The sequence below is a fragment of the Pseudomonas pseudonitroreducens genome, assembly GCF_021603645.1.
In the GTDB taxonomy this organism is placed as follows: Bacteria; Pseudomonadota; Gammaproteobacteria; order Pseudomonadales; family Pseudomonadaceae; genus Pseudomonas; species Pseudomonas pseudonitroreducens.
Genome location: NZ_BQHJ01000002.1, coordinates 184456 through 200470 on the forward strand (window position 1 = coordinate 184456; position 16015 = coordinate 200470).

The following is a 16015-nucleotide window of genomic DNA, read 5'->3' on the forward strand; positions in this document are numbered from 1 at the left end:
TGAGGAGACGCCATGCCGGCTTGTCCCATTCCCGTTGACGAATCCCTGCGTCAGCAGACCCTGGATGAGATGAACCTGCTCGACACCCCGGCCGAGCACTACCTGGATACCCTCGTCCAGCTGACCCAGGACCTGGTGAAAGTCGATACCGTGCTGATCAGCCTGATCGACCAGGATCGCCAGTGGTTCAAGGCCCGCGTCGGCCTGGACGCCACCGAGACCAAGCGCGACGTGTCGTTCTGCGGCTACGCGATTCTCGGCGAGGATACCCTGCTGGTGCCTGACGCCACCCTCGACGAGCGCTTCGCCGATAATCCGCTGGTGCTCGGCCCGCCCTACATCCGCTTCTACGCCGGGCGCCCGCTGCGCGCCGGCAATGGCCAGGCCATCGGCACCCTGTGCATGGTCGACCCGCGTCCGCGCAGCATGAGCCAGGCCCAGCAGGCCAACTTCCGCGACCTCGCCACGCTCGCCGAGGGCTACCTGCAACTGCGCACGCTGATCCAGAGCAATCGCGACCTGCGCGTGGAGATGGACCGCGAGCAGCGCAAGGCCCTGCTCGACCCGCTGACCCAGTTGTGGAACCGCGGCGGCCTGCTCACTTTCCAGGACCGTGAATGCCGCCGAGCGCGGGAAAGCCACGCGCAACTGGGCGTGCTCTACGCCGATCTCGACCATTTCAAGGCGATCAACGACCAGCATGGCCACGCTGCCGGCGACCTGGTGCTCTGCGAATGCGCCCGGCGCCTGCGCGCCGCGCTGCGGCCGGACGACCTGCTGGTGCGCCAGGGCGGCGAGGAATTCGTCGCCCTGCTCAAGGTGAAGGACAGCGAAGAAGTGCAGCGCGTCGCCGAACGCGTGCGTGAGCTGATCGGTCACGAGCCGGTGCAGCTCCCCTGCGGGCCGCTGCCGGTCAGCCTGAGCATCGGCTGCACCTTGCTCGGCAGCGCGGAGAACATCGACCAGGCACTGGAGCGTGCCGACGCCGCGCTCTACAGTGCCAAGCAGGCCGGGCGCAACCGGGTAAGCTTCAGCGCGCCGCCGGCCTCAGCCTGACCAGAACAAAGGCCCCAGCAGAGGACCCACTCATGGCCCAAGCCATTGCCGCGTACCTGCACTACCTGTCGATCTTCATCCTGTTCGCCCTGCTGGTGCTGGAACACCAGTTGTTCCGCCTGCCGCTGGACCTCTCGCGGGCGCGCAGCCTGGTGATCGTCGACCTGGCCTATGGAGCCTGCGCCGGCCTGGTGCTGCTGACCGGTGCCGCGCGCGTCGTCTGGTTCGCCAAGGGTGCCGATTACTACCTGCACAACAGCCTGTTCCACGCCAAGATCGGCCTGTTCGTACTCGTGGCGCTGCTGTCGATCCTGCCAACCATGACCTTCCTCAACTGGCGCAATGAGCTCAAGGCCGGGCGCGTTCCGCAGCTCGGCGAACGCCAGGCGAAGCTGGTGATCATGACCATCCGCGTGGAACTGCTGGCGTTGCTGATCCTGCCGCTGCTGGCGACGCTGATGGCGCGCGGCTTCGGGGTGATCGGCTGAGTCGCCCTGGCGCTTGTCCGGCAGGCCGCTTTCCTACCGACAGAACAGACCAATCCGATTCAGGCGCTCCGCTGATCGGTGGATGCTCCTGCGCAGCCTCGACTGCCGCAGGACACTCCCATGCTTTCCCTTTCATCTCGCCGTCTCTCCTGGCGCCCCCTTCTGGCCCTGACGGTGTTTGCCCTGGGCGGCTGTGCTAGCGACGAATTCACCCTGGAGGCCGACCTGCCCGGCGACTTCGCCCTGGCGGGTGACGCACGCTACTCCATGCCCGAAGGCACGCATTGCGACGCCCCGGCCGGCGACAGCCTTACCCAACGCATCTTCGCCACGCCCGGGCACAGCTCGCGGCCTTACCGGGTCAGCTACCAGGTACCCTTGAGCCTGCGCAGCGACGGCTGCAGGCGGGTGCTCAGCCATATCCTCATCGAGATGGATGGCGAATCCGCCAGCCACCCCGACGACGCCATAGCCCCCGACATCAGCTTCGCCAACCTGGCGATCCGCAGCCGCCTCTCCACAAGCCGCGACGCAATGCCCAAACGCGGGGCACGCATCTTCGACGGTCGTTGCCGCTGGGTACTTTCGGCGTCAGCTTCGGGTGGACGCATCCTCGAGTGCTACGCCTCGGACATCGACGGCAGCCGGTTCGACGGCAAACCCGGCGGCGAACTCCAGCGCGACCAGCTGCCTGGGCGCATCGTCCGACTGGCAATCGGCATGGCGCCGGATATCCCCGCCAGCGCCGCTCAGTAAGCGCCGCTCAGACGCTTGGCTGAAGCAGTTGTACCAGACGTCCACGCAGCGCCGGCGCAGCGCTTGCCGGCGGTTGCAGGCGAAAGCGCTCGCGCAACACGGCAAGGAGTTCGTCGACGTCATCGATGTTGCGCTGTTCGGCCACGCCGTCCGCAGTTCTTCGGCTGAACTGCCCATTGAGCAGCGACAGCCGCGCGCCCTTCTCGCTGAGCGCCACGCGCAGGGAGTGGCGGAACACACTCTGCGGATAAGTCGAGGTGTACCAGTTGCGCATGCCGTAGTCGGCCCAGTGCTGTGCTTCCAGGGTGAAGCGATAGAGCGTCTGCCAACCCGACGGCGAGCGCGTTGCCATCTCCAGTTCGCCATCGACCGCGCCGGTTATTTGCCAGCCTCCGGGTAACGTTTCGTGCAGCCGCAGCGGCAACGCACGAGGCGACGCCGGGCCGCCGAAACCGATATCCACCAGGTGCGGCCCTTCAGGCAGATCGACCCGCAACAGCAAGTGCGTCTGCGGCGTCAGCGGCGCCTCTGCCGGCAACCCCCAGCGCACCCGTGCCACCAGCAGCGTCACCCGGTAATCCAGGCTGCTCAGCAGGCGGGCGAACAGGCTGTTCAGCTCGAAGCAATAGCCACCTCGCCGCTGCTCGATGACCTTGGCGAACACCGCATCCGGCTCGATCAGGATGGGCAGGTCCAGCAGCACGTCGAGGTTCTCGAAGGGCAACTGGTGCAGTGCCGCGACGATCAGCCGATCGAGGTTCTCCAGCGTCGCAGCCGGGCGCTGCGGCGGCAGGCCGAGGCGCGCCAGGGTCGCGTCGAGCTGGGCAGCACTGAAAGGGGTGAACGGGGTCATGCGAGTCTCCTTTCGCGAATCATCAATGGCCGTGGTCGGCGCTCGGCTCGGGGATCACCAGTGGACCGCAGTGCTCGTCGCTGACGATGACCGCCAACAACCGCGCAGGTTCGCTGGTGCTAGGGTTCTCGGCGAACAGGTGCAACTCGCGGCTGGGTTCGAACCAGGTCTGGCCCGCGGCGTAGGTCTGCGCCGGCAGGCCCTGCATCTGCGAACGGACGCGGCCGCTGAGGACGATCGCAGTCACCGCACCGGGATGACGGTGCGCTGGGGTGAAACCGTTGGGCGGGAAGTCCACCTGCAAGGTGGTCACAACCTTGCCGGGCATTTCCGCCAGCGGCTCGCACGACAGGCGTGTCACCTGGGTCGCCGGCCGTGCGCCAGCCAGGTCTCCGCCAGGCGCTTCGGCAAGGCTGACCAGCGGCCGCGACCATGGCTGCCAGAGCACCGCGCCGGCGGCGGCGACAGCCGCGGCCAGCAGCCACCCGCTGCGCGCGTCGCGCCATAGCGCGCCGTTCATGCCGGCACCTCCGCCAGGCGCAATCCCGGCTGCCAGCCCAGGCGGTGACGTGCCTTCGCCGAGCTGACTTCGATGTCCTGTTCCGCCACGTTGTAGGCACCCTGCACTCCCCACTCCAGCGCCAGCAGCGCGGCGCGGGCGGCATCGTCGACATGCACGGACAACCGCGGATCGGCCACCGCGGTTCCCGTTCCGGGCCCATAGAGCCGGCCGTAGCGCAATACGATGCCCTCCATCGGCCGGGCACCGAGCACCGCCGCTTCGAGTGCGGCCACGCCAGCGACACTGACCGCACGCGCGCCTTCGGCACCAAGGTCGAGCGGCTGTTCCTCGTGCAACGGCAACTGTCCCGGCGCATAGGCCCAGGCGATGCTCTGCGCCACCATGCGTTCGACGCCGGCGGCACGGGCTGCCGCGACCAGATTGGCCGTCCCCTCGCGGCGCAGGCGGGCATTGCGTGGCTGGGCGGCAGGCATCAAGGCAGGGTCGAGCCCGGCTGGCAGATCGCTGAGCTGATGGATCATCCAGCGCGGCTGGAACGCCAGCACGGCAGCCTGCAGGGCTTCGGCGTCATAGACGTCGAGCACCAGCGCCCGAGCTCCGGCAGCTTCCAACGCGGCCGCGCGCTGCGCTGAGCGGGTGATCGCCAGCACCTGGTAGCCACGCTCCAGCAGCATCGGCAACAGGCGCTGGCCAATGGCGCCGCTGGCACCGGCGAAGAAGACTTTCATGCACATGGGGACCTCGAATCGGCTGGCTGTGACCTGTCGTCACTCTAGCCAGGGCATGCCCCACCCCACAGAGCCAAGATTGTGCAAAACAACTGGGACATGCTCCGTTAATCTTGATCCATGTCCACGCATTGTCACGCTCATCGTCTATAACAAACGGCTCAATACCCCGATCCTGAGGAGTCGTCATGAGCCAAGTCTTCGATGTTGCCGTTGTCGTCGGCAGCCTGCGCAAGGAATCCCTGAACCGCAAGATCGCCAAGGCATTCGCCGCATTGGCACCGGCCAACCTGAAGCTGGAGATCGTGGAGATCGGCGACCTGCCGCTGTACAACGAAGAACTCGATGTGGGAACGCCGCCCGCCAGCTACGGCGCTTTCCGCGAGCGCATCGCCCGCGCCGGCGCCGTGCTCTTCGTCACTCCCGAATACAACCGCTCGGTGCCGGGCGTGCTGAAGAACGCCATCGACGTCGGCTCTCGCCCCTATGGCAAGAGCGCCTGGAACGGCAAACCCTGCGCCGTGGTCAGCGCGTCGCCAGGCGCCATCGGCGGCTTCGGCGCCAACCATCACCTGCGCCAGTCGCTGGTGTTCCTCAACATGCCGGTGCTGCAGCAACCCGAAGCCTACCTGGGCGGTGCCGGCAGCTTCTTCGACGAGTCCGGCAAGCTGTCCGAGAAGACCGAACCCTTCCTGAAGAGCATCATCGATGCCTTCGCGCACTGGATCGAGCAGAACCAGCCGCGCTGACTGGCAGCAGCGCCGGCCTCCCGCCGGCGCTCAAGCTTCCCCGTCATTCTGAGTAGCCGGTCGCAGGCCGCTGCGGCGACCGCGATTCAGCATCGTTCCGGCTGGCCCCGCGGCCTTTCGCACGCCAAGGTTCAGGCCCGTTTGCCGCTCCGGACCGTCGATGCTGCCGCGCCATTTCTCCGCCTCTGCCCTGACGCTCATCCTGCTCGTCGGCTGCTCTTCGCCACCGGTAAAGAAGGATGTCGACGGCGTGGACTTCAGCTCAGGACAGATGCTGCAGAACGACGCCAACCGCGCCGCCAACCTGGCCATGCGCGACAACCTCGAGAGCCTGTCATTGCTGCTCGACAAGCTCTACAAGCGCAACCCCCGGGAATGGAAGAAAACCGCTGACTCGCGTGCTGCCGCCCACCAGCAGGTGATGGACGCGATTCGCCAGCAGCAGCCGCTGCCCGGGCTGGACGGCAAGACCTCGGTTGCCGCTCTGCCCCTGGCCTTCGACGCGGGCTTCGCGGGCGACCGCGCCGGCGCGCTGATCTATGGGCTCGGCAGCATGCTCTACGAACTCTACGGCGGCACCGATACCCAGCATCTGCTCAGCGGGCTGAACTCGCAGATGACCGCCAACGCAGCCTGGAACATCGAGGTGGCGGCCTGGTTGCTGGCCAGCCGTACTGACGAGCAAGGCCAGCCACTGCTGCTGTCCAACGAGATCAGCGCGAACGGGCGCAACCTGTCGTTCGAGCGGGAGTTCGGCCGCATGATCGGCCGCCTCGAACTGCTGGCACAGATGACCAATGAAAGCCTGCGCCGCAGCGGCATCAACTACGTGCAGGGACTGCTTGCCGCACCGCTGCTGGGGCTCATCCAGTTCATCCCGCTCGACGCAGCCAGCGCGGCAACCACCGCCCAGTGAGTGGTCAGTCCTCCAGCAGGCGTGCCAGCCGCTGGCGCAGATAGCGGTTCTCCGCGCGCAGTTCATCCACCTCGTCCAGCAGGCGCAGCGCCAGGGCGATGCCCGGCCAATCCAGCTCGAATTCACGGCGCAGGCGCACCGCACGGCGCACCACGCTGACCGCCTGGTAATCGAAAACCCAGTGCCCCGCACGCTGCTCGCGAGGCTCCACGATGCCCACCTCGACGATCTCGACGAGCACGTCGCGGGGGAGATTCACCGACTGGCAGAGCTCGTCGAGATCCACCACCATCACTGTCGTCGTCATGCGCGTTTACCCCAATCGGCACGGGGGTCGAAGGCTGCTTTCGCGGCCAGTTCTTCCCAGAGTTTGCGTGTTGCCTCATCCGCGGACTTCGGCATCACCACCTTGAGCACGGCGTAGAGATCGCCGGCGGCGGCATCGCCCTTGTTCGGCAAGCCCTTGCCCTTGATGCGCAGGCGCTGGCCGGCCTGGCTGTTGGCCGGAATGCCGAGGTTGATGCGGCCGCTCAGCGTCGGGACCTCCACCTTGGCGCCCAGCGCCGCTTCCCACGGCGCCACCGGTACAGTGACGACCAGATCGCGGCCGTCCACATCGAACACCGGGTGCGGCACCAGGCGGATGGCCAGGTACAGGTCGCCCGCAGGCCCGCCGTTGATACCCGGTGCGCCCTGGCCTTTGAGGCGGATGCGTTCGCCGTCGGCGGTGCCCACGGGAATCTTCACGTTCAGCGTCTTGTTCTGCGGCGGCAGCTTGCGCCCGTACTCGTCGTAGCTGGGCAGGCTGAAGCTGATCGGCCGGCTGTCCCCGGAGAGGGTTTCCTCGAGGAACAGCGGGACTTCCATCTCGATGTCCTGGCCACGGTGCTGACGCGGTTGGCGAGCGCCACCGAAACCGCCTTGGGCGCCGCCTGCGCGGCCGCCGAAGATCTGCTCGAAGAAGTCGCTGAAGTCCTGCTCGTGCCCTGGCGGCGGGCCATCGAAGCCACCGCGCGGCTGCCAGCCGGGCGGCGCCTCGAACTGCGGCCCCTGCGGGCCGTAGCGGCGCAGTTCATCGTACTCGGCGCGCTTCTCCGGGCTTTTCAGCACTTCGTAGGCTTCGGAGACGTCCTTGAACTTCGCCTCGGCGTCCGGCTCCTTGCTGACGTCCGGGTGGTACTTGCGCGCGAGCTTGCGGTAGGCGGTCTTGATCGCCTTCTCGTCGGCATCGGGTTCAACCCCGAGCGCGGCGTAGTAATCCTTGAATTCCATCGGTAGCGGTCACTCCTCACATGCGTTGGACCTGTCGGCGCCTGGGACACGGGGGATTCGCGCGGGCAGCCGAAGCCGCTGCGCGCACTGCGAGGCGAACAGGTGGAAAAACAGGTGTCTGCGACAACAGATGGAGTCGCGGCAGCGGCTTTTCAACACTGCCTGCAAGCCTAGACGCTGATCCTGCATCGGGTCTGCCGGGACGACTTGATAGCGGTCATGGCATAGTCGCTTTCCTACGTTATCGACAGCCTGGATAGGCCATGACCGTGCCCTTCGAATCGCTCCGCCAACCGCTGGACCCGGGCCATGGGCTGCCGATCTACCGCCAGCTCTATGAGCGCATCCGTGACGCCATCACCCGTGGTGCGCTGCGCCCCGGTGAACGCGTGCCGCCGGTACGCGGATTGGCCGGTGAGCTGGGGGTGGCGCGCGGCACGGTCGAGCTGGCCTATCAGTTGCTGACCAGCGAGGGCTATCTGCAAGCGCGCGGGCCGGCCGGGACAGTGGTATCGCCACAGCTGGCGGGGCGCACGGCGAGCGCACCAGCGGTGATGGTCGCGCCGGATACCGTGGAGCGCGCACTGCCCGGACTGATCGCCCATGGCCCGGCCCTGCGGCCGTTCCAGCTCGGCGTGCCAGCGCTGGACGCCTTCCCCCGCGCGCTCTGGTCGCGACTGTGCGCGCGGCGCCTGCGCCAGCAGAGCGCGTCCATGCTGGCCTATCCCGAGCCCTGCGGTTACGGGCCGCTGCGCGAGGCGGTGGCCGGCTACCTGGGCATTTCCCGTGGCATCGCCTGCGACCCGGCGCAGGTGTTCATCTGCGCCGGCTACCAGGGCGCGCTGGACCTGATCAGCCGCACCCTGCTCGAACCCGGCCAGCGCTTCTGGCATGAGGACCCCGGCTACCCGCGCGGTCGCGAACTGCTGCGCCGCGCCGGCGGCGTACCGGTGCCGATCGCAGTGGATGCCGACGGCCTGCGCGTGGAGGACGGCATCGCCCGCGCAGCGGATGCGCGCTTCGCCCTGGTCACTCCGTCGCAGCAGAGCCCCACCGGAGTCGCCCTCAGCCTGCCGCGGCGCCTGGCCCTGCTGGACTGGGCGACGAGCAGCGGCGCGTGGATCGTCGAAGACGACTACGACAGCGAGTACCGCTACGCCGGCTTCCCGCTGCCGGCGCTGAAGAGCCTCGATCGCGCCGGCCGCGTGCTCTACACCGGCACCTTCAGCAAGGTGCTCTACCCGGCGCTGCGCCTGGGCTATCTGGTGGTGCCGGCCGCGTTAGTGGAGGACTTCGTGCGTGCCCAGCAGGTCTTCCCCTCGGGCTGCGCCGAACTGCTCCAGGCGACCCTCTGCGACTTCATGCAGGAAGGCCATTTCGCCCGCCATCTCAAGCGCACCCGCACGCTTTACGCCCAGCGCCGCCAGTGGTTGCGCAGCGCGCTGGAAGAGCGCCTCGGCGAGCGCCTGCGCTTCGCCGAAACGCCCGGCGGCCTGCATCTGATCGGCGCGCTGGCCCAGGACGACCTGGCCGTCGCCCGCCGCGCGCACGCCGACGGACTTGGCTTGCAGGCGCTGAACGCCTGGTGCGTGGAGGCCAGGCGCGAGCCGGCACTGATCATGAGTTTCACCAACGTCGCCGATGAAGTTGTCGCCGCACGTCTGGCAGAAAGACTGGCGCCGCTGTTGGGCTGAAGTCTCCCCGCGCTCGGCGCACATTCCCGTTCGCGAGCAAGCTCGCTCCTACAGCCCGGGGCGACGTGCTCTGCGTAGGAGCGAGCTTGCTCGCGAACCGACCGCAGACACCTGGACCCAGCCCTGACACGCGTCACGGAGCAACTGACGCGCTTGCCGGGCGGCGTCGCGTCGAACGCCGGTCAATACCTCCGATGGCAAAAATTGACTGACACCCATCGTTGACCGGGGTCAATTTTCCTTCGGACGATGCCGTTAGATTCCTACCACATCTTGTTGTCCCGAATGATTCGAGACACATCATGTTGTGGAATCCAGCCAATGCCCCTGACCCGAACCGCCGCTCTTCCCGCCAGCCTGCGCAAGCGCAGCGGCAACGCCGCCCCCTTCGACCCGAGCAAGATCGAACGCGCCATCGCTGCCGCCGGCGAGGCCAGCGGCGAGTTCTCCGCCCCCCACGCCGAGGAGCTGACCCGCCGCGTGCTGGCCAACCTGCCGGCACAGAACGACCTGGATGTGGAACAGGTCCAGGATGTAGTCGAGCGTGCCCTCATGGAAGCCGGCCACTATCCCACCGCGCGGGCCTATATCGTCTACCGCGAACGTCATGGCCGCCTGCGCCGCGAGCGCAAGACGCTGGTGGACGTCGCCGCGTCGATGAACGAATACCTGTCGCGGGAGGACTGGCGGGTGCGCGCCAACGCCAACCAGGGCTATTCCCTGGGCGGGCTGATCCTCAACGTATCCGGCAAGGTGACCGCCAACTACTGGCTGGACGAGGTGTACAGCGAGGGTATCGCCGTCGCTCACCGCGAAGCCGACCTGCACATCCACGACCTGGACATGCTCGCCGGCTACTGCGCCGGCTGGTCGCTGCGCACGCTGCTCAGCGAAGGCCTGAACGGCGTGCCCGGGCGGGTCGAGGCCGGGCCGCCGAAGCACCTCTCCAGCGCACTCGGGCAGATGGTCAACTTCCTCGGCACGCTGCAGAACGAATGGGCCGGCGCCCAGGCCTTCAGTTCCTTCGACACTTACCTGGCGCCCTATGTGCGCAACGACGGCCTGAGTTATCAACAGGTGCGCCAGGCACTGCAGGAGTTCATCTACAACCTCAACGTTCCGTCGCGCTGGGGCACCCAGACGCCGTTCACCAACCTGACCTTCGACTGGGTCTGCCCGGACGACCTGCGCGAGCAGATTCCCTACGTCGGCGGCGTGGAGATGCCCTTCGCCTACGGCGAGCTGCAGGCCGAGATGGACCTGATCAACCGCGCCTACATCGAAGTCATGCAGGCTGGCGACGCCCACGGCCGGGTGTTCACCTTCCCGATCCCGACCTACAACATCACCCACGATTTCCCCTGGGACAGCGACAACGCCACGCGCCTCTTCGAGATGACCGCGCGCTACGGCCTGCCGTACTTCCAGAACTTCCTCAATTCGGACATGCAGCCCAACCAGGTGCGATCCATGTGCTGCCGCCTGCAACTGGACGTGCGCGAACTGCTCAAGCGCGGCAACGGGCTGTTCGGCTCGGCAGAGCAGACCGGCTCGCTGGGCGTGGTGACGATCAACTGCGCGCGCCTGGGCTATCGCCATCGCGGCGACGCCGTCGGCCTGTACCGGCAGCTCGACTATCTGCTGGAGCTGGCCTTCGACAGCCTTGAGGTGAAACGCAAGGTCATCCAGCAGCACATGGACGCGGGGCTCTACCCCTACACCAAGCGTTACCTGGGCACCCTGCGCAACCATTTCTCCACCATCGGCTTGAACGGTGTGCACGAGATGCTGCGCAACTTCACCGCGGAGCGCGAGGGCCTGCATACCGAGGCCGGCCGGCAGCTGGCGCTGGAATTGCTGGACCATGTACGCGCACGGCTGGTGCGCTTCCAGGAAGACAGCGGGCACCTCTACAACCTCGAAGCCACGCCCGCCGAAGGCACCACCTATCGCTTCGCCCGCGAGGACCGCAAGCGTCACCCGGACATTCTCCAGGCCGGCACGCCGGAGGCGCCCTACTACACCAACTCCTCCCAGTTGCCGGTAGGCCTCACCGACGATCCGTTCGAGGCGCTGGAGCTGCAGGACGCCCTGCAGTGCAAATACACCGGCGGCACCGTGCTGCACCTGTACATGGCCGAGCGCATCTCCAGCGCCGAGGCCTGCAAGACTCTGGTGCGCACCGCCCTCGGACGCTTCCGCCTGCCCTACCTGACGGTGACGCCGACCTTCTCCATCTGTCCCGTCCACGGCTACCTCGCCGGCGAACACGAGTTCTGCCCGAAGTGCGACGAAGCCGCGCTGCAGAAAGCCGCGACCAGAAGCTGCTGCGACAGCTGACTCACCATCCCTTCATCACAGCAAAAGGAGCACCACCGATGACCGCCAACCAACTGCCTGAAAGCCAGCGCCAACGCTGCGAGGTATGGACCCGCGTAATGGGCTATCACCGCCCGGTGTCGGCCTTCAACGCCGGCAAGCAGTCCGAACACCGCGAGCGCCGCCACTTCCGCGAGACGCGATGAGCGCAACCCTCAGGGTCGGGGGCCTGGTGCCCCTGACCACCCTCGACTACCCCGGCCTGCTCGCCTGCGTGCTGTTCTGCCAGGGCTGCGCCTGGCGCTGCCGCTACTGCCACAACCCGGAGCTGATTGCGCCGCGCGGCGAGGAGGAAATCTGTTGGGATGACATCCTCGCCTTCCTCCGTCGCCGCCAGGGGCTGCTGCAAGGCGTGGTCTTCAGCGGCGGCGAGGCAACCCTGCAGAACGCCCTGCCCGCTGCCATGGCCAGCGTTCGCGAGATGGGGTTCCGCGTCGGCCTGCACAGCGCCGGCATCCGCCCGGAGCCCTTTGCCCGTGCACTGCCGCATGCCGATTGGGTCGGGTTCGACGTGAAGGGCCTGGCCGAGGACATGGACGCCATCACCGGCGTGAAGCGCAGCGGCCTCGCCAGCTGGCGCAGCCTCGAACTGTTGCTGGAGAGCGGCGTGGCACACGAGTGCCGGACGACCGTGCATTGGCAGTTGTTCGACCTGGAACAACTGCGCCGCCTGGCCATGCGCCTGCGGGGACTGGGGGTGGATAATTTCGTGGTGCAACTGGCCCGCACCGGGCGGCAGCTCGACCCTGATCTGATAGCCACGCCGGCGCCACACGGTGCCGGGGATTTCTGGCGGGAATTGGAAACGCTTTTCCCGCACTTCGAATTACGCCAGGACAGCTAGGAACCGCGGTCATCATCCGAGAGTCCGTGCGAGCACTTCCCCCTCACCCCAGCCCTCTCCCTCAGGGAGAGGGGGCAGTCCGTGCCGGCCGAGACGATGATTTTCTCCTGCGCCCAACGCTCCCCTCTCCCCCTGGAAGAGAGTCAGGGTGAAGGCAACCTCGAACGCCAATATCCCGCAGCGGCGCAACGTTTCTTGTAGGAGCGAGCTTGCTCGCGAACCAGGCCCAGCTGTGGAGTCTGTTCGCGAGCAAGCTCGCTCCTACGAAGAGCAAGAAAAAGCCCCGCCGAAGCGGGGCTTTGATCACGCGGGCTGCCGATCCATCAGGACGACAGGTAAGCCGAACGGGTCAGCCCCAGGCGCAACGCATCGAGGAACTGCGTGCGCTCGCGCGCAGTGAGCTTGGCCCCGGCGACCTTGTCGCGGTAGTGGGTCATCAGCTCCTCCGGCGACAGGTGCACATAGCGCAACATGTCCTCGATGGTGTCGTGGGTCTCGATGCCGGCGTGGTAGTAGCTGCCGTCGGCGTTCTGGTAGACGTTCACCGAGTCGGTGTCGCCGAACAGGTTGTGCATGTCGCCGAGGATTTCCTGGTAGGCGCCGACCAGGAAGGTGCCGATCAGGTAGTCCTCGCCTTCCTTCACGTCATGCACCGGCATGCTGGTCTCGATGCTCTGCTCGTCGACGTACTGGGTGATCTTGCCGTCGGAGTCGCAGGTCAGGTCCTGCAGCACCGCGCGGCGGGTCGGCTCCTCGCCCAGGCGGTGGATCGGCAGTATCGGCAGCACCTGGCCGATGGCCCAGGTGTCGGGCAGGCTCTGGAACACCGAGAAGTTGCAGATGTACTTGTCGGCCAGCTTGTCGTTGAGCTCGTCGAGCACCTGGCGGTGCGAACGCTGGTGCGCCTTGAGCTGGTTGTGCAGGCGACGGCAGATGGCGAAGTAGCACTGCTCGGCGAGAGCCTTCTGCGCCAGGCTGATCTTGCCCTCGGCATACTGCGCGGCGGCGTCGCTCATGTAGTGCGTGGCGCGCCAGTAGGTCTCGGTGACCATCTCGGCGTCGGTCGGGCCGAGCAGGTCGGCCAGCCACTGGACGATCTCCGGCTGTTCGGCGAGGTCAGTGATCTTCGGTACTTCGTCGTTATGGCGCTCGACGTCGGTGACCTGGGTGATCAGCACCGCGTGGTGCGCGGTCAGTGCGCGGCCACTCTCCGAGAAGATGTGCGGATGCGGCAGACCCTGGGCGTCGCAGAACTCCTTGAGCATGCCGACCACGACACCGGCGTAGTCGTCGATGTCGTAGTTGATCGAGCTGGCGTTGCGCGAGTGGGTGCCATCGTAGTCCACGCCCAGGCCGCCGCCGACATCCACGTGGTCCACCGGCAGGCCGAGGGCGCGCAGTTCGCCGTAGTAGCGGATGGCTTCCTTGAAGCCGTGCTGGTAGTCGGCCAGGTTGGCGATCTGCGAGCCCATGTGGAAGTGCAGCAGGCGCACGCCCTGGTCCAGGCCGGCGGCGCGGAAGCGCTCGACCACCGACAGCAGCTGCGCGGCGGACAGGCCGAACTTGGCCTTCTCGCCACCGGTATCGGCCCACTTGGAGGAAGCCAGCGAGGACAGGCGCACGCGCAGGCCAACCTGGGGCAGCACACCGATGACGGCCGCCTCCTCGATCACCAGCTGCACCTCGGATTCCTTCTCGATCACGATGAACACGTTGTGGCCGAGCTTCTGTCCCATCAGCGCCAGCTTGATGAACTCACGGTCCTTGTAGCCGTTGCAGACGATGGTGCCGCCCTTCGGAGCGAGCGCCAGCACGGCCATCAGCTCGGGCTTGGAACCGGCTTCCAGGCCGATGGAGACGTTCTGCGTGGCGATGATGCTTTCCACCACCGCTTCCTGCTGGTTCACCTTGATCGGGTACAGCGCGGTGTAGCGGCTGCTGTATTCCAGGCGCGCGATGTTGGCGTCGAAGGCGCCGGTGAGCTTGCGCACGCGGTCCTGGAGGATGTCCGGGAAGCGCACCAGCAGCGGCAGCGACAGGCCCGCCTCGCGCAGCTGCTCGACCAGGACGTGCAGATCGATCGGCTGGGCATCGGCGCCCTGCGGGCGAACTTCCACGTTACCGGCGTCATTGAGGGCGTAATAGCCCGCACCCCAGTGGCGAATTCCGTAGATGCTGCGGCTGTCAGCCACGGTCCAGTTGCTGCCGTCGTCTTTGCGGGTCCGTCTAGCGGCCATGCGGGGTGGTCTCCTCGATTTGCGCGAATGTGTGCAGGCGCCCGCCCGGCGTGCGGGAGAGTCGTCAATGCCTGGTCGGGTAAACCTAGCCGGGCCTTGTGACGTTGCCGTGTTGACCGCCAGCTTTGGCGGTAAGTTTAGGAAAATCCGACGACACGCCCAGGGCGCGCCGAAAAATCTCCCATCTAGGGAAAGGGCTTGCCGGCGCCGCGCTCGATGCGCACCGCCTGGAACCCCTTCTCTGCAGAGGAGAATCTGTCGGGAGAGACGGCTCAGCCGCCGGATTTCTTCGCCTTGAGGCCGCGCTTGGTCAGCTCTTCGAGCAGCAGGTCGACGTGGTCGCCCTGGATCTCGATGATGCCGTCCTTCAGCGCGCCACCCGTGCCGCAGCGCTTCTTCAGCGCCGTGGCCAGGTCCTTCAGCGCATCGGCCGACAGCAGTACGCCGGTCACCGTGGTCACGGTCTTGCCACCGCGGCCCTTGGTTTCACGACGCACGCGCGCAATGCCATCGCCGGCCGGAATCTCGGCCTGCTTGCAGATGCACGCGCCAATGGGCTGATTGCAGTCCGGGCAATGCCGGCCGGAATCAGTGGAGTAGACGAGCCCGCCGAGGGCGGACAGGGAGGATGCTTTCTTGACCACCGGGCGTTTCCCCAGGATTGGCCTTTCACGGCCAGGTCAACGAATGGCCGGCTGGCGCCGACCGCGACGCCCCACTCAGGCAGGGGCTGCGCAATTCCCGGTGGAGGACCCTGCCGGAAAGGTCGCGCAATTTAGCAGCATTGAAGGCAAATGCTAAGAGCGAAAATGCGTCATTGATCGGCGGTTTGGCGACATGCCTTCTTTTCAAGGCAACTGGAAGTCGGATCGAGCGATCGCGGACGGAGTCCGCTCCTACGCCAGGGTCAGCATTTGTGTAGGAGCGGACTCCGTCCGCGATAGCTCCCCGGCGGCCTCGACGTCACCGGGAGCACGTATCAGAAACTGACCAGGTACTTGCGCAGCGCCGCCAGCGAATCCGGGCAATACAGCGCGCCCGCCTTGGCCTCGGCCAGCGCCTGGTGCGGGTCGATGAATTTCGCTTCCAGCACCTCTTCCGGCTGCAGCCGCAGCGGCGCATCGGATACGGCGGAGAACACCGCGCACCACAGGCGGTTGTCCGGCTGGTCGAAGAAGAAGGTGCCGTGCGCGCGCAACTCGACGCCGGCGATGCCCAGCTCCTCTTCCAGCTCGCGGGCGGCGGACTCGGCGTAGCTCTCGTCCGCCTGCACCATGCCGCCGGCGGCCGGGTCCCAGTAACCGGGATAGACCGCCTTGCTCAGCGTGCGGCGGTGCACGCACAGCTCACCGGCTGAGTTGAACAGCAGGATGAAGGTGCCCCGGCCGATCAGCCCGCGTGCGCGCAGTTCTGCGCGCGGCAGGCTGCCCAGCAACTGGTCGTCGTCGTCGACCCAGGCGATCTTCTCGGCGTCCGAAGCCGCCCGGTGGGCGGCTTCCTTGTCGCTGATGCCTTCCATC

Annotated in this window: 17 protein-coding genes; 9 read left to right on the top strand and 8 right to left on the bottom strand. The window is 66.8% G+C overall.

The features are described 5' to 3' along the window. The first annotated feature begins 12 nt into the window (after positions 1–12). The 3 genes from L6D89_RS05050 (at position 13) to L6D89_RS05060 (ending at position 2300) form a co-directional block, all read left to right on the top strand. On the top strand, positions 13–1056 hold the full coding sequence (locus tag L6D89_RS05050) for a sensor domain-containing diguanylate cyclase (RefSeq protein ID WP_236171383.1): 1044 nt from the start codon (positions 13–15) through the stop codon (positions 1054–1056). Between the two features lie 32 nt (positions 1057–1088). Next, positions 1089–1544 carry a DUF2214 family protein gene (locus L6D89_RS05055; RefSeq protein ID WP_236198966.1) on the top strand — a complete coding sequence of 152 codons (456 nt, stop codon included), beginning with the start codon at positions 1089–1091 and terminating at the stop codon, positions 1542–1544. Positions 1545–1664: 120 nt separating this feature from the next. Continuing rightward, positions 1665–2300, top strand: a complete 636-nt coding sequence (locus L6D89_RS05060) for a hypothetical protein (protein WP_236198967.1) — start codon at positions 1665–1667, stop codon at positions 2298–2300. A 7-nt stretch (positions 2301–2307) separates the two neighbouring features. Here the strand turns inward: L6D89_RS05060 and L6D89_RS05065 are convergent, their stop codons facing one another. Genes L6D89_RS05065 through L6D89_RS05075 form a run of 3 tightly spaced genes read right to left on the bottom strand, consistent with a single transcriptional unit; the run spans position 2308 to position 4410 of the window. Further along, positions 2308–3153, bottom strand: coding sequence for an arylamine N-acetyltransferase family protein (locus tag L6D89_RS05065; RefSeq protein ID WP_236198968.1), 846 nt, complete (start codon positions 3151–3153; stop codon positions 2308–2310). A 22-nt stretch (positions 3154–3175) separates the two neighbouring features. Beyond that, positions 3176–3673, bottom strand: a complete 498-nt coding sequence (locus L6D89_RS05070; protein ID WP_236171379.1) for a cupin domain-containing protein — start codon at positions 3671–3673, stop codon at positions 3176–3178. Next, positions 3670–4410, bottom strand: a complete 741-nt coding sequence (locus tag L6D89_RS05075; RefSeq protein ID WP_236198969.1) for an NAD-dependent epimerase/dehydratase family protein — start codon at positions 4408–4410, stop codon at positions 3670–3672. The genes L6D89_RS05070 and L6D89_RS05075 overlap by 4 nt, the downstream gene beginning before the upstream one ends. A 182-nt stretch (positions 4411–4592) precedes the next feature. Between L6D89_RS05075 and L6D89_RS05080 the strand changes: the two genes are divergently transcribed. Both L6D89_RS05080 and L6D89_RS05085 read left to right on the top strand, forming a co-directional pair. Further along, positions 4593–5153 carry an NADPH-dependent FMN reductase gene (locus tag L6D89_RS05080; protein ID WP_236198970.1) on the top strand — a complete coding sequence of 187 codons (561 nt, stop codon included), beginning with the start codon at positions 4593–4595 and terminating at the stop codon, positions 5151–5153. A gap of 160 nt (positions 5154–5313) precedes the next feature. Beyond that, positions 5314–6069: a hypothetical protein gene (locus tag L6D89_RS05085; protein ID WP_236198971.1), complete on the top strand. Its 756-nt coding sequence runs from the start codon at positions 5314–5316 to the stop codon at positions 6067–6069. 4 nt (positions 6070–6073) lie between these two features. Here the strand turns inward: L6D89_RS05085 and L6D89_RS05090 are convergent, their stop codons facing one another. Both L6D89_RS05090 and cbpA read right to left on the bottom strand, forming a co-directional pair. Then, on the bottom strand, positions 6074–6376 hold the full coding sequence (locus L6D89_RS05090) for a chaperone modulator CbpM (RefSeq protein WP_225594885.1): 303 nt from the start codon (positions 6374–6376) through the stop codon (positions 6074–6076). After that, positions 6373–7341, bottom strand: a complete 969-nt coding sequence (cbpA, locus tag L6D89_RS05095; RefSeq protein WP_236198972.1) for a curved DNA-binding protein — start codon at positions 7339–7341, stop codon at positions 6373–6375. Before cbpA ends, L6D89_RS05090 begins: the two co-directional genes overlap by 4 nt. A gap of 263 nt (positions 7342–7604) precedes the next feature. Between cbpA and pdxR the strand changes: the two genes are divergently transcribed. The 4 genes from pdxR (at position 7605) to L6D89_RS05110 (ending at position 12258) form a co-directional block, all read left to right on the top strand. Next, positions 7605–9035 carry a MocR-like pyridoxine biosynthesis transcription factor PdxR gene (pdxR, locus tag L6D89_RS05100; RefSeq protein ID WP_236198973.1) on the top strand — a complete coding sequence of 477 codons (1431 nt, stop codon included), beginning with the start codon at positions 7605–7607 and terminating at the stop codon, positions 9033–9035. 321 nt (positions 9036–9356) lie between these two features. Next, positions 9357–11375 carry a ribonucleoside triphosphate reductase gene (locus L6D89_RS05105; protein ID WP_276574777.1) on the top strand — a complete coding sequence of 673 codons (2019 nt, stop codon included), beginning with the start codon at positions 9357–9359 and terminating at the stop codon, positions 11373–11375. A 38-nt stretch (positions 11376–11413) separates the two neighbouring features. After that, positions 11414–11560, top strand: a complete 147-nt coding sequence (gene nrdD / locus L6D89_RS32610) for an anaerobic ribonucleoside-triphosphate reductase (protein WP_024766965.1) — start codon at positions 11414–11416, stop codon at positions 11558–11560. After that, complete coding sequence (locus L6D89_RS05110; protein WP_236198974.1) at positions 11557–12258, top strand: anaerobic ribonucleoside-triphosphate reductase activating protein; 702 nt, start codon at positions 11557–11559, stop codon at positions 12256–12258. Before nrdD ends, L6D89_RS05110 begins: the two co-directional genes overlap by 4 nt. Before the next feature lie 323 nt (positions 12259–12581). Here the strand turns inward: L6D89_RS05110 and speA are convergent, their stop codons facing one another. The 3 genes from speA to L6D89_RS05125 form a co-directional block, all read right to left on the bottom strand. Next, positions 12582–14495 carry an arginine decarboxylase gene (speA, locus tag L6D89_RS05115; RefSeq protein ID WP_236198975.1) on the bottom strand — a complete coding sequence of 638 codons (1914 nt, stop codon included), beginning with the start codon at positions 14493–14495 and terminating at the stop codon, positions 12582–12584. 272 nt (positions 14496–14767) lie between these two features. Beyond that, positions 14768–15139, bottom strand: a complete 372-nt coding sequence (locus L6D89_RS05120) for a translation initiation factor Sui1 (protein ID WP_236198976.1) — start codon at positions 15137–15139, stop codon at positions 14768–14770. A 335-nt stretch (positions 15140–15474) separates the two neighbouring features. Next, the gene (locus L6D89_RS05125) at positions 15475–16014 is read right to left on the bottom strand and encodes an NUDIX hydrolase (protein WP_236198977.1); all 540 of its coding nucleotides are present in this window, start codon (positions 16012–16014) and stop codon (positions 15475–15477) included. Between the last annotated feature and the right edge of the window lies 1 nt (position 16015).